Origin of the sequence: Trinickia sp. EG282A (genome assembly GCF_040965455.1) — a bacterium.
Taxonomy (GTDB): Bacteria; Pseudomonadota; Gammaproteobacteria; order Burkholderiales; family Burkholderiaceae; genus Trinickia; species Trinickia symbiotica.
The window spans coordinates 556,611-569,982 of record NZ_JBFRCC010000002.1 but is presented as its reverse complement, the minus strand read 5'-3'; the positions used below and the strand labels follow the sequence as shown (position 1 = coordinate 569,982).

Sequence of the window (13,372 nt, the reverse complement as noted above, 5' to 3'; positions counted from 1 at the left end):
TGGCGATAGGGTCAATAACGATGCGGCTCGTCTTCGCGAGGATGCGGACGGCGATCGTCATCGCGATGCCAAGGATCGCGATCGTGCGGGTGACGGTGCGCCCACTCGTCATGCTCCCAGTAGCGATGACCATCCCAATAGCGATCGCCGTGCATGCCGATGCTGACGTTGACGTCCACCGGTATCAGATGCGCCTCGCCATATGGGACACGCTGCGGGCGTTCTTGTGCGGATGCCGTTTCCGCGGCGATAAACGAACCGCCTACCAGCGCGACCGCGAGAGCCGTGCGAGCAAAAATCGAACGGACCTTCATACTTACCTCCTACATTCGGTTCATATTCGATGGCGGCAGGACCGATCGTGGAAGACGTTCCCGCCTCCGCCTGAGAACCAATGTATCGAGGACCGGCGCGCGAACGTGTGCCGACTTGTAAGCGCTCATTTCATCGGATGCAGGCATGGGCGGCCAAAGCCTGCGACGCCACGACCGCGCCGTCGCGGGGATGAGGGGCAGAATCGCGCCCGCGATGCAAGCGGCGGCGCCTGTCAGCGGCCGTTACATTTTCGCGTCGCCAGAGGCCGGCTCGATCATCGCCCATTCGGCGCTCGCGTCATCGTCGTCGGAGATGGCCGCCGTTTCCCTTTGGAGCGGATGGTCTCGTCAATCCTTCTGCAACGATATGTAAGCCCTATGGGTCGCGGTGACATCGCGTAACACGTGCTCACGCCGTCGTAATCGAAACCGCGATCGGCGCACCTACACTGGGCTTGCCTGCACGGTCAGGCCTTTCTTACCCACTCCAGCTCGGCCCTCCTCGCAACGCGCAAGGGGGGCGCTTTTTTGACGTTGGCGATTCGACGACGGAGAGAAAATCGTGATCAGGCTGCTCGCAGTCATTGTCCTGGCCGGCGGCCTAGCCGGCTGTGTCGTCGCGCCCCCGTACGGATACGCGCCGGCCTATCCCGCATACGGCTATTACGCCGCACCCGCTTACTACGCGCCGAGCGTTTCGGTAGGCGTCGGCTTCGGGGGCGGCTGGCACGGAAGGTAGCCCGATGCGTCGGCGCATCGGCAGGCGGCCTCGGTCACGCGATGCGCCGACACTTTCGCCTGAGGGAAAGCAAGGCGAAAGCAAATAGAAAGGTGGCTTGCCGAACCGCCGCCTATGACGCTACGTCGATCTCCTCCACGACTCTGATCTGCGGCGGCTCGGCGATCCAGTCTCCCATCTTCGCCTTCAACGCCTGAAAGTGCTCGCTCGCGAGATGCGCGTCGAACGCGGCCCGGTCGACGTAGATCTCATAGAGATGCAACGCCGGCCCTTTGCCCTCGCGCGTCTCGCGAAAGAGGTCATACCGACGGTTGCCGGGCTCTTTGCGCGTCACGGGTACCATTTGCCGCAGTGCAGCTTCGAGGTCCGCGGCATGCTCGGCTTTGGGAACGATCGTGGCGATTACGTAGGTGCTCATTCCAACTCCTCCTTTCCTGGAAGAAGACATCGCTTCGGGAACAACGGTAGTCGGGGAACGCGTATCATCGCTTCAGTGGTGTGCGAGGTAGCGATTCTGCCACCGAACACCGCGCCGCGCCCATCGCGGCGCGAGCGCCCCCGAACCCCATCAGTCGAGCCGCCGCGCTCGGACGACTCGCAACGTTGGAGTAGTCGTAACGATTCGTAATCGTTTCCCGCCCGACGATTCGTCATTGTGGCGGGGAGGAATTCACTTTTTTCACCGCGTTCGACTACATTCCACCTTCTCCTCTGCAACATTTCGGCGTGTTTTCGCATGTGGATCGTCAACGTTGCCCTCAAGCGGCCCTACACGTTCATCGTGATGGCCATCCTCATCGTGCTGGCGACCCCGTTCTCGTTGATGACGACGCCGATCGATATCCTGCCGAACATCGATATCCCGGTCATCAGCATCATCTGGAATTACCAGGGCCTTTCCGCTCAGGAGATGGCCAACCGCATGACGTCAGTGAACGAGCGCAGCCTCACCACCACCGTCAACGACATCGAGCATATCGAGTCGCAGTCGTTGGCCGGCATCGCAATCATCAAGCTGTTTCTGCAACCTGACGCGAGCATCCAGACGGCGATCGCGCAAACGGTCGCGGTCGAGCAGACGCAGTTGAGGCAAATGCCGCCGGGCGCGACGCCGCCGCTCATCATCAGCTACTCGGCCTCGTCGATTCCCGTGATCCAGCTCGGGCTTTCGAGCGACACGCTGTCCGAGCAGGATCTCAACGACACCGCGCTGAACTTCCTGCGCCCGCAGATCATCACGATTCCCGGGGCGCAGGTGCCGTATCCCTATGGAGGCAAGTCGCGGCTCGTTTCCGTCGATATCGATCCGCGCGCTCTGCTAGCGAAGGGGCTGACACCGCTCGACGTCGTCAACGCCGTCAATGCACAGAACCTGATTCTCCCGACGGGCACCGCAAAAATCGGCCCGCGCGAATACACGGTCGACATGAACGGCTCGCCGACGACGATCGCCGGGCTCAACGATCTGCCCGTGCGCACGGTCAACGGCGCAACGACGTACCTGCGCGAGGTGGCGCACGTGCGTGACGGCTACTCGCCGCAGACCAATATCGTGCGGCAGGATGGCCGGCGCGGCGTGCTGCTTTCGATTCTGAAAGCGGGCAATGCTTCCACGCTGTCGGTCGTCAACGCCGTTCACCGGCTGCTGCCCATCGCCGAGACGACGCTGCCGCGCGAGCTGACGATCAGGGCGTTGTTCGATCAGTCTCTCTACGTCAAAGCGGCGATCACGGGCGTCGCCCGCGAAGCGCTGATTGCGGCCGCGCTCACGGCCGCGATGATCCTGCTCTTTCTCGGCAATTGGCGCAGCACCTGCATCATCGCGATTTCGATTCCGTTGTCGATTCTTTCGTCGCTGCTTGCACTGCACGCGCTGGGCCAAACGATCAACATCATGACGCTCGGCGGCCTCGCGCTCGCCGTCGGGATTCTCGTCGACGACGCGACCGTGACGATCGAGAACATCGAGCGGCATTTGCGCCTGGGTACGAATCTGCATGACGCGATCCTCGACGGTGCCGGCGAGATCGCCGTGCCGGCGTTCGTCTCGACGCTCTGTATCTGTATCGTGTTCGTGCCGATGTTCTTCCTGACGGGCGTGGCGCGGTATCTGTTCGTCCCGCTGGCGGAGGCCGTCGTCTTCGCGATGCTCGCGTCGTACATTCTTTCGCGCACGCTCGTGCCGACGATGGCCATGCTGCTGATGGGTCACGCCCACAAGCCCAAGAGCGGCGCACGACCGAATCTGTTCATGCGATCGCATCACGCCTTCGAGGGCGCGTTCGAGCGCATGCGCGCCGCCTATATCGTCCTTCTGAGTACGTTGCTGGTGAGGCGGCGCCTGTTCGTCATATCGTTCCTCGCCTTTTGCGTGGCATCGCTCGGCCTTGCGTTCGTGCTCGGCGCCGATTTCTTCCCGAGTGTGGATGCGGGCGACATCCGGCTGCACATGCGCGCGCCGACCGGCACGCGGATCGAGGAAACGGCTCGGCTCGCCGACGATGTGGAAAAGGTGATTCGCACCGTCGTGCCGCCACGCGACCTTGGCACGATCCTCGACAACCTCGGCTTGCCTTATAGCGGCATCAACCTCTCCTATAGCAACGCAGGGACGATCGGGACGCTCGACGGCGATATTCAGATCGCGCTGAGGCCCGATCACGAGCGGACACAAACCTATATCGACAAGCTGCGCGCGGTCCTGCCGCAGCGCTTCCCAGGCGTCGAGTTCTATTTTCAGCCCGCCGACATCGTCACGCAGATTCTGAACTTCGGCTTGCCCGCGGCAATCGACGTCCAGATCGCCGGCGCCAACCAGACCGCGAACTTCGATGCCGCGAGCAAGCTGATGAAACAGATCCGCATGATTCGCGGCACGGTCGATACGCACATTCAGCAGAAGTTCGACGAGCCGACGATTCATTTGCAAATGGATCGCACGCGGCTGCAGCAACTGAATCTGAGCGCGAACGACGTTGCGCAGAATGTGCTCATCTCGCTGGCCGGCAGCACGCAGACGTCACCCGGTTTTTGGTTCAACCCGCGAAACGGCGTGGAGTACCAGCTTTCCGTGCGGACGCCGCAATACGACGTGACGTCCGTGGACGCGTTGCTGCGCACGCCCGTCGCCGCACGCGGAGCGTCGCCCGCCGCCTCCGGCACGCCGCAACTGCTCGGCAACCTCGTTCAGGTGCAGCCCGGCAATCAATTCGCCCTGGTCACGCACTACAACATCCGGCCCGTCGTCGATTTGCTCGTGAGCGTCGAGGGCCGCGATCTCGGCAGCGTCGCCAGGCAAATCGACACGCTCGTCGAGCAAGCGAGGGCCACGCTGCCGCGCGGAAGCCAGATCGTCGTGCGCGGCCAAGTCGAGACGATGCAGCGGTCCTACCTCGGGCTCGGCGTTGGCGTCGCGATGGCGATCGTGCTCGTTTATCTGCTGATCGTCGTCAATTTCCAGTCCTGGCTCGATCCGCTCATCATCGTGAGCGCGTTGCCGGCGGCGCTCGCGGGCATCGTCTGGATGCTGTTCCTGACGGGCACACATATGTCCGTACCCGCATTGACGGGCGCCATCATGACGATGGGGGTCGCCACGGCGAACAGTATCCTGATGGTCTCCTTCGCGCGCCAGCGACTCACGGCCGGTGCGCCGCCGCTCACCGCCGCGCTGGAGGCCGGAGCCAGCCGTATTCGTCCCGTGTTGATGACGGCCTGCGCGATGATCATCGGCATGGTGCCGATGGCGCTGGGTCTTGGCGAAGGCGCCGAGCAGAACGCGCCGCTCGGCCGCGCCGTCATCGGCGGCTTATTGTTCGCGACCGTTTCGACGCTCCTGTTCGTTCCGCTTCTCTTCGCGGGCATTCACGGCCGTCTCGCGCGGCGCCACGCACGACGGGCCGCGGCCGAAGAGGATGCCGATTGATCGATGAAATACGTGAAGCCCCCATCCAGGTCCAGCTGACATGACTGAAGAAACTCACGCCCCCTTGGCCATTCCGGCACGAGAAGACGGAAGCGGTCACATGCTGCCGCCGCGTGATCGCATCTGGCGGCGCGCAAAAATCGCGACCGTCGTCGTGCTGCTCCTGCTCGCCGTGGGTGCGCTGCGTACCGTCGTCGCCAACATCGTGAACGAGCGCGCCACGGCGAACGCCACCGCGCAGAATGCGAAGCAGTATGTCAACGTCGTCACGCCGAAAATCGCGGACGGTGCCGGCGACATGCTTTTGCCGGGCACGCTGCGCGGCTTTGTCGAATCGCCGATTTATGCGCGAGCGACGGGCTATTTGCTGCATTGGTATGTCGACATCGGCGCGCACGTCAAGCAAGGGCAGTTGCTCGCCGATCTCGACACGCCCGAGATCGATCAAGAACTGGCCCAGGCCATCGCGCAACGCCAGCAGGCGAGCGCGAGCCTCGCATTGGCGAAGACGTCGTTCGAGCGCTGGCAGCAATTGCGCCAACGCGATGCTGTCTCGCAGCAGGAGCTCGACGACCGGCAAGGCACCTACCACCAGGATCTCGCGAATCTGGCCGCCGCCGAGGCGAACGTGAAGCGCCTCCAACAGCTCGAATCGTTCAAGCGCATCGTGGCACCGTTCGACGGTGTCGTCACACAGCGCAATGTCGATGTCGGCGATCTCATCGATGCGGGCAGCGGCAGCAGTCGTGCCCTTTTCGCGCTTGCCCAATCCAAGACGCTGCGCGTGTACGTGCAGTTGCCGCAGGCCTACTCGCAAAACGTGAAGGTCGGCATGCCCGTCGCCGTCACGCAGGCCGAGTTGCCCGGCCAGTCGTTCCGCGGAACGATCACGCATATCTCGGGCGCCATCGACGTGCCGACGCGGTCGCTGCAACTCGAAGTCACGCTACCGAATGCCGACGACAAACTGCGGCCCGGCGCTTACGTGCAAGTTGCGTTACCCCAGGCACTGCATTCGCATCTGCTCGTGCCCGACAACGCACTGCTGTTTCGCGCGGAGGGGCCGCGTCTTGCCGTCGTCGACGCCAACGGCGTCGTCCATTTGCACGCGGTCACGATCGCGCAGGATCTCGGTCAGTCGCTCGAAATCGAAAGCGGCATCGAGCCGAACGACCGGATCATCGTCAATCCGAGCGATTCGATCGCCGACGGCGATCACGTGCAGGTCATGTCGAAGACCGCGGACAAGGGGCTCTCCTGATGCGCTCGCGCCGTCTCGCTTGCGCTTGGCCCGCGGCCGCCGTTGCTGTTTTATTGTCGGCCTGCACCGTGGGGCCTGATTACAGGCGCCCCGAAGTCGAAGCGCCCGCGGCGTGGCAAACCGATTCGAATTGGCGACTGGCGGTGCCCTCGCATGCGCCGCTCACGCTCGACTGGTGGAGACAGTTCGACGACGCGAAGCTCGACGCGCTCGAACAACAGGCGCTTGCGCAAAACCAGACGCTCGCCGCGGCGAGCGCGCACTACGAGCAGGCGAAGGCGACGCTTGCCTTCAACTCGGCGCAACGCCTGCCCGAGCTCGAGCTTTCCGGCGCGCTCGCTCGCCAGAAGGTGTCGAAGGACCGGCCCAGGCTCAGCTACACGACACCGAACCAGTCCACGGTGCAAAACGAAGTCCTCGTGCAGCCGACAGTCAGTTACGACACGGACCTCTTCGGCCGCATCCGCCGCGAAGTGGAAAGCGCGAAAGCCTCGGCGCAACAAGCGGCCGACGACCTGGCCAATGCACGCCTCGTTCTGACGACAGAGCTTGCCACCGACTACTACGCCTTGCGCGAGCTCGACGCCGAGATCGACGTATTGAACCAATCGGTCCGACTGCAAGCGAGGGCGCTCGATTTCGTGAAAGCCGAGCATGAGCTCGGCTCCGTGTCCGGACTCGATCTCTATCAGCAACAGGCGCAACTCGACGCGACACGGACGCAGGCAACGCTGCTGCTCAATCAACGCGCGCAGGACGAGCACGCGATCGCCGCGCTGATCGGTACGCCGGCGCCCGAGTTTTCGATCGCGCCCGAGGTCGTCGAAACGAAGGTGCCGTCGATTTCCGTCGGCGTTCCGAGCGAACTGTTGCAGCGGCGGCCCGACATCGCTTCGGCCGAACGCGCGATGGCCGCGGCCAATGCGCAAATCGGCGTCGCGAAGGCGGCGTTCTTTCCGAGCCTCGTTCTGTCGCCGAGCATCGGCTGGGAATCGACGGCGTTCGCGAGCCTCTTTACCGCGCCGAGTCTCATGTGGACGCTCGGTGCCTCGTTGAGTCAGGTCGTCTTCGACGGCGGCCGGCGCAGCGCGAATCTGAACTTCGCCAGCGAGGGGTATCGCGCGGCCGAAGCCACCTATCGACAGACGGTGCTCAACGCGTTCCAACAGGTCCAGGACGGCGTCACGGGTCTTTCGGTCCTCGATGTCGCGTCGAAGCAGGCCCATGCGGCCGTCGTCGATGCGCAAAGACTGCTGTCGCTCGCGAACGATCGCTACTCGGGCGGACTCGTCGCTTATCTCAACGTGATCGATGCACAGCAGTCTCTGCTGACGAGCCAGCGCCAGGAAGTGCAGATTCATGGCCAACAGATGGCGTTTTCGGTTGCGCTCGTGAAAGCGCTCGGCGGAGGGTGGGATGAGAAGCTGCCCGCCGACGCCGGCATGGCTTCGAGCGGGCAGCCCGGACGCGCAGCGGGCGGAACGTCGTCAGCGCAGGCTATTCATTAAAAGCGCTTCACCACCACCATCACGACCCAAGCGATTCCGTCGTCCGCTTGACGACGTGGTGATGATGCGCCTTGATGGCCTTGTGCGCGTGCGACTTCGTCGTCCCCGGCTCGGCATCATCGCGATCGGCCTGCTTCGTCGACCGGTCCTCGGCCCGCGCCAATCCCTTATCGCGATCGCCTGTTGCGCTCGAGAGCGAAAGCGCGCCACCGAGCAAAAGCACGGTGCCCCAGATCGTGCGCGCCTGCACCTCTTTCCAGCTGAAGCCGAGCAAGCCTGGCGCGAACAGCACAATCACGCCAATCAGAGCGACATTTTCGGAGGCGATGTGGTGCAGCGATTCGGTCGCCCACAAGGCGGCCACGCCTGCGAACACGGCGAGGATCGCCGCGTCATGGCGATTCAAGGATGTTTGCTCGCGACGCTGACGGATGATCGATTCGAGGCCGCCGGGAATTTCGACGTTGCGCGAGCGGAAATAGAACTGCACCCACAACTGCGTGATCGCGAACATACCGAGGTAGGGCCACTGGAGCTTGAACCATTCGGTGTACGAAATATGGATGCCGAGCTGCTTGCCGAGCAGACCGACGATGACCATATTCGGCAGATGCGCGGTCAGGATGCACATCCCGCTGATCATCGATCCGTAGACGATCGTCTGAATGACGATCGCCTTTCTCGCGTCGCGCTCGCGTTTGCTCTCGCCGAACAGATCGACGATGCCGTTCGTGACCGGCAGCAAAGCCGCCGCGCGTGCGTTGGCCGCCGGCACGACGAACGAGAGCGCGAAGTTCGCCAGGAACATGGCCCAGATGACGCCGTTGGCGGTCTTTGCGCGCAAACGATCGAGCAGCGCGAGAGCGATACGGCGATCGAGGCCGGCCGCCTGCATGACCGCCGAGAACAAGAATGCCGACAAGCAAAGGAAAACCACGGGCGTCGCGAAGCCGCCCGCCGCCTTGGCAAATTCAGGCGCGGAATGTGAGAGCACGAGCAGCAGCGGAATCGCGAGTCCGCTCACGCCGACCGGAATCGCTTCCGTCATCCAGACGATTGCCGCCCAGGCCACGACGGCGAGTGTCGCATGCGCGGGCGCCGAAACGCCTTGCGGCTTGGGAAAGATGAAGAGGATGCAGCCGAAGGCCAGCCATGCGGCCGCGAAGCCCAGTCGCCCGCGCCATAAGTGCCGGCGCTCGCGCTCGTCACGATTTGCCGCGGCCGTTTCGATCCGGCGTTTTCGCTCGCCATCGAGCTTCAACTGCTCCGATGGAACCGCCATCACCGTTACGCCTCCCCGAAAAAGCGATGGCCTCCACCTCGGAGGCCGTCCGGCGATGATACGGATCGGTATGCGCCGGCCAACCAATCGTTTGTTCTAACTAAATGACCATAGCGGGAAAGTGCAGTCGAGGCACCCGGCCAGCCTCGACGAACGAACCGCTGCTAGCTGTTGCGCAAGCGCGCGGCAAGCCGCGGCGGCGACAACGGCAACTCGCGAATCCGCTGCCCCGTCGCATCGGCCACGGCGTTGGCAAGCGCAGCCGCCATCGGCCCCTGCGACGCCTCGCCCACGCCGAGAAACGGTTGCCCTGGCCTGTCGATCAGATCGACTTCGATCGATTGCGGCACCGAATCGAAGCGCAGGATCGGGTAGGTGCTCCAGTCGTAGCTCGTGATCGTGCGCCGGTCGAACGTCGTCTCCTCGAACAACGTCCAACTCGCCGACTGAACGATCCCGCCTTCGACCTGATTGCGCACGCCGTCGGGATTGACGATCTGACCGCAATCGATGGCGCTCGCCACGCGGCCGATCTTCACCGCACCGGTATCGGGCTCGACCATCACCTCGAGCGCAATCGCACAGTAGGCCATCAGGTTCTTGTATTTCGCGAACGCGAACCCCCGCCCGTGCCATCGCTCGCGCGTCCCCACCCTCGACCAGCCGAAACGCTTCGCCGCTTCCCGGATCACGTCTTGCGCGCGCGCATCGTCGAGATGACGCAGCCTGAACTCGACGGGATCGACGCGGGCAGCCGCGGCGAGTTCATCGACGAAACTCTCGATCGAAAAAATGTTGTGATACGCGCCGAGCGAGCGCATCGCCGATACGCGGATCGGCATATCGGGCAGGAAGTGGTGCTGCACGTGTAGGTTCGGAATCCGGTAGAGCGGAATGCTGTTGCGATCGCCACCGCCCTCGGGCATCGGTATCGGCTTCGGCGGTGCCGGCACGAACGGCTTCTCGAGAAACCACGTCGGCATCAACCGTCCCGCGTTTTCGATGCGGTTGTTATGGCTGTTGCTCCAGATTTCGAAGCGCCAATCGACGATCTGCCCTGAAGCGTCGAGCGAAGCCGTCACGTCCGTCACCATCGCGGGCCCGAACGGCTCCCATGCATGCTCCTGCTCTCGCATCCATTGCACGCGCACGGGCCGTCCCGGCACGGCATGCGCGATCAACGCGGCGTCGGCCGCGACATCGTCGGCGCCGTTGTGGCCGTAACAGCCGGAGCCCTCGACATGCACGCAACGCACCTGTTCCCGCGGCATCGACAGCATCTCGGCGAGCCCGTTGCGCAACGGGAAAACGCCTTGCGTATGCGTCCATACGGTCAGCCGCGTCCCATCGAATTCAGCGATCGCGCAAGAGGGGCCGATCGAACCGTGCGTCATATAGGGCTTTCCGAAGCGTGCGTGCAACGTCTTCGCCGCGGGCGGCGTCTCGGCTTTCGTGTCCGCAACGGCGATCTCCTGCGCCGGCAGCTTCATCAGCGTCTCGTGGATCGTCGCCTGCTCAGGCAAGGCCGGCCCGTTGTTCCATTTCGCGCTCGCGGCGAGCTCGCGCATCGCGACGATTGCGCGCCATTCGTCGTCGGCAACCACGGCCAGATAGCTGCCGTTCCTGACGACGGCGATGACGCCCGGCATCTTGCCGACCAGCGCCGTATCGACCGAGGCGAGCGTCGCCCCGTACGACGGCGGTCGGACGACGCGCGCGTGCACCATCCCTGGCAGCCGCATGTCCTGCACATAGCTCGGCCCGCCCGTCACTTTGCCCGGAATGTCCACGCGCGGAAATGAACGTCCGATGACGGTGAATGCGCGAGGGTCCTTCGTCGCTTGCCCCGCCTCGGCGTTCCGATGCAGATTCACGCCGCTCACGGCGTCGCCGAACGAAATCCGTCGGCCGTCGGCGGAGACAATCTCGCCGCCCTTGACGTCGAGCGTTGCCGCATCGACCTGAAGCTTCGACGCAGCCGATTGCAACAGCAACGCGCGCACCTGCGCGGCGGCATTCTCGATCGCCGTGCCGCTATCGGCCATTGAATGACTCCCCGCGGTGTAGCCTTCGTTCGGCGTCGCGGCCGTATCGGCCGTGATCAGCGTAATGCGCTCGGGCGGGACGCCGAGCTCGTCGGCGGCGATCTGAATGAATGCGGTTCGGATTCCCGTGCCGAGCTCAGCCTTGCCCGTAAAGACGGTAATGCCGCTCTTCTCGTCGATTTTGATCCACGCATCGAGCGACGGCGTCGACTTCAAGCTGCCCGGCAATTGCGGCGCGCTCGCGGTGAACGTGCCGGCTTCCGTCGTCGTCTGCGCCAGCGCGCGGGCCAGCGGCAACAGCGCGAAGCCAACCGTCACGCCGCCCGCCACCAGAAAATCCCGGCGGCTCGCGTTCTCGAGCGAAGAGCGATTCGTCATGTCCCGCGCCCCGCTTCGCGTATCGCCGCGAGAATGCGCATATGCGTGCCGCAGCGACAAAGATTGGCCATCATGTGCTCACGGATCTGCTCGTCGGTAGGAGACGGCACGCGTTCGAGCAATGCCTGCGCGCGCATCACCATGCCCGCTATGCAATAGCCGCATTGCGCCGCTTGCTTGTCGATGAATGCCTTTTGCAGCTTGCTCGGACGGCTCGCGCTGCCGAGGCCTTCGATCGTCCGGACACGGCGATCGCCGACGGCCGCCACGGGCAGCAAGCATGAGAACACCGGCTCGTCGCCGACGATCACCGTACATGCGCCGCACTGGCCCAGGCCGCATCCGAACTTGGCGCCGTTCAAGCCGAGCGAATTGCGCAGCGCATAAAGCAGCGGCATCGAAGGGTCGACGTCGAGCGCGCGGCGTTCACCATTCACTGTCAGTTCGATCATGGTTTGGCGGTCTCCTTGCGAAGCTTGGCGACGTCCGCGCGATCGAGATCCCACGGCGACTCGGCGCTGAAACGCGAACGCATGTACATCGCGACATCGGCGATCTGAGCGTCGTCGAGCATCTTGGCGAACGCAGGCATGAATGGGCCCTGCGTTCCATTGCCGCCCGGAATGCCATCGAGGATCACGCGAATCGCGTTGCGCGGAGTCTGCGCATTGACAGCCGTACCGAGCGAGAGCGAGGGCCGGTCGCCGAGTGTCGACATCGGAGCGGCAGCGCCATGACACGATGCGCATGCGCCGTCGAAAAGCGTCGCGCCTTTTTCCAATCGAGCGCGATTGCCCGATGAGCTCGAGAAAGCCGATGCCGTTGACTGCGTGCGCGATAGCGTCGGGCTCTCGCCGGCTTGCAGCGTCATCAAATAGGCGACCATCGCGCGGATATCGTCCGCGGAAGCGGCGCCAAGCGAATCCGTCACGGGCCGCATTGGTCCCGCCGCCGCGCCGTGCTCGCTCGCAACGCCGGTGCGCAGATACGCTTCGAGCTGATCGACGGTCCACGGCTTCGGCCGCCGCAGCAGCGTCGTCAGCGCAGGCGCTTCCCAGCCCTCGATCACACCGCCTTCGAAGGCATATCCGGATTTCTCGGCGCCGAGCACATTCAGCGGCGTATGGCAGGCGGCGCAGTGACCCACGCTGTCGACGAGATACTTGCCGCGTCTCGCCAGCGCGTCGGCCGGAACGAGCGACGGCTCGGCGGCGCGATGGGCGAAGAGCCGATTCCAGCCCGCGAGCAATGGCCGGAACTCGAAAGGAAACGCGAGGTGGTTCTGCGGCGCGACAGCGTGAAGCGCCGGGCGTGACATGACGAAGCGATAGACCGATGCAATGTCGGCATCGGTCATGTGCATGAAATGCGGGTAGGGGAACGCCGGATAGAGCAAATGACCATCGGGTGCGACGCCCTCTCGCATTGCCCGTTCGAATTGGCCCAGCGACCAGCGGCCGATGCCAGTTTGCGCGTCCGGCGTGATGTTCGTCGAGTAGAGCGTGCCGAACGGCGTGGCGAAAGCGCGGCCTCCAGCGAAGGGCGCCCCTCCGGGCGCCGTATGACACGTCGCGCAATCGCCGAGCGCGGCCAGTTGGGCGCCGCGCCGGATCGAAGCGTCATCGGCGGCGCCGCGCGTCGGTTTCTGTTCCGATGCGAACGACGCGAGCCACGATGCGCGCAACGTGAAGACCGTTGCGGCCAGCGCAAGTAGAAAGACCGCCGCGGCGATGAATCTCCTCCTCATCGTCCCTCCGCGCGAAGCTCGACAGAGAAACGCTATCACGGATCGAGGTTTCGGTCTCCGCAGGACTCCTGATCATTCGATCTGCTTTCAAATTCCATGCAACGATGCCGCGATGAAGGCCGGATGTGAGCGTTTGCGCCAGCGCCGCCCATTCAGGCGCCACCATTCAGACA

General features: G+C 63.9%; 10 protein-coding genes. 4 read left to right on the top strand and 6 right to left on the bottom strand.

Going from position 1 to position 13,372, the window contains the following annotated elements:
• Positions 1–11 precede the first annotated feature (11 nt).
• Positions 12–314, bottom strand: coding sequence for a hypothetical protein (locus AB4Y31_RS10495; RefSeq protein WP_368673873.1), 303 nt, complete (start codon positions 312–314; stop codon positions 12–14).
• Positions 315–876: 562 nt separating this feature from the next.
• On the opposite strand from AB4Y31_RS10495, the gene AB4Y31_RS10490 reads away from it, so the two are divergent.
• Complete coding sequence (locus tag AB4Y31_RS10490) at positions 877–1,053, top strand: hypothetical protein (protein ID WP_368673872.1); 177 nt, start codon at positions 877–879, stop codon at positions 1,051–1,053.
• Between the two features lie 112 nt (positions 1,054–1,165).
• On the opposite strand, the gene AB4Y31_RS10485 is transcribed toward AB4Y31_RS10490, so the two are convergent.
• On the bottom strand, positions 1,166–1,471 hold the full coding sequence (locus tag AB4Y31_RS10485; protein WP_018441145.1) for a putative quinol monooxygenase: 306 nt from the start codon (positions 1,469–1,471) through the stop codon (positions 1,166–1,168).
• Between the two features lie 318 nt (positions 1,472–1,789).
• Between AB4Y31_RS10485 and AB4Y31_RS10480 the strand changes: the two genes are divergently transcribed.
• From AB4Y31_RS10480 to AB4Y31_RS10470, 3 genes are read left to right on the top strand one after another with little or no spacing between them, the layout of a single operon-like run.
• Complete coding sequence (locus AB4Y31_RS10480; protein WP_368673871.1) at positions 1,790–4,978, top strand: efflux RND transporter permease subunit; 3,189 nt, start codon at positions 1,790–1,792, stop codon at positions 4,976–4,978.
• Positions 4,979–5,018: 40 nt separating this feature from the next.
• Positions 5,019–6,239 (top strand): efflux RND transporter periplasmic adaptor subunit, encoded by a 1,221-nt coding sequence (locus tag AB4Y31_RS10475; protein ID WP_368673870.1) that lies wholly within the window; start codon positions 5,019–5,021, stop codon positions 6,237–6,239.
• A complete protein-coding gene (locus AB4Y31_RS10470; protein ID WP_368673869.1) occupies positions 6,239–7,747 on the top strand; it encodes an efflux transporter outer membrane subunit in 1,509 nt (502 codons plus the stop codon). The genes AB4Y31_RS10475 and AB4Y31_RS10470 overlap by 1 nt, the downstream gene beginning before the upstream one ends.
• Before the next feature lie 19 nt (positions 7,748–7,766).
• Here AB4Y31_RS10470 and AB4Y31_RS10465 read toward each other — a convergent pair whose 3' ends face one another.
• The 4 genes from AB4Y31_RS10465 to AB4Y31_RS10450 all read right to left on the bottom strand — a co-directional run bounded on the left by AB4Y31_RS10465 (position 7,767) and on the right by AB4Y31_RS10450 (position 13,199).
• A complete protein-coding gene (locus AB4Y31_RS10465) occupies positions 7,767–9,029 on the bottom strand; it encodes an SLC13 family permease (protein WP_368673868.1) in 1,263 nt (420 codons plus the stop codon).
• A gap of 164 nt (positions 9,030–9,193) precedes the next feature.
• Complete coding sequence (locus AB4Y31_RS10460; RefSeq protein WP_368673867.1) at positions 9,194–11,452, bottom strand: molybdopterin cofactor-binding domain-containing protein; 2,259 nt, start codon at positions 11,450–11,452, stop codon at positions 9,194–9,196.
• Positions 11,449–11,904, bottom strand: a complete 456-nt coding sequence (locus AB4Y31_RS10455) for a (2Fe-2S)-binding protein (protein WP_368673866.1) — start codon at positions 11,902–11,904, stop codon at positions 11,449–11,451. Before AB4Y31_RS10455 ends, AB4Y31_RS10460 begins: the two co-directional genes overlap by 4 nt.
• Positions 11,901–13,199 (bottom strand): cytochrome c, encoded by a 1,299-nt coding sequence (locus AB4Y31_RS10450; RefSeq protein WP_368673865.1) that lies wholly within the window; start codon positions 13,197–13,199, stop codon positions 11,901–11,903. The genes AB4Y31_RS10455 and AB4Y31_RS10450 overlap by 4 nt, the downstream gene beginning before the upstream one ends.
• Positions 13,200–13,372: the final 173 nt, after the last annotated feature.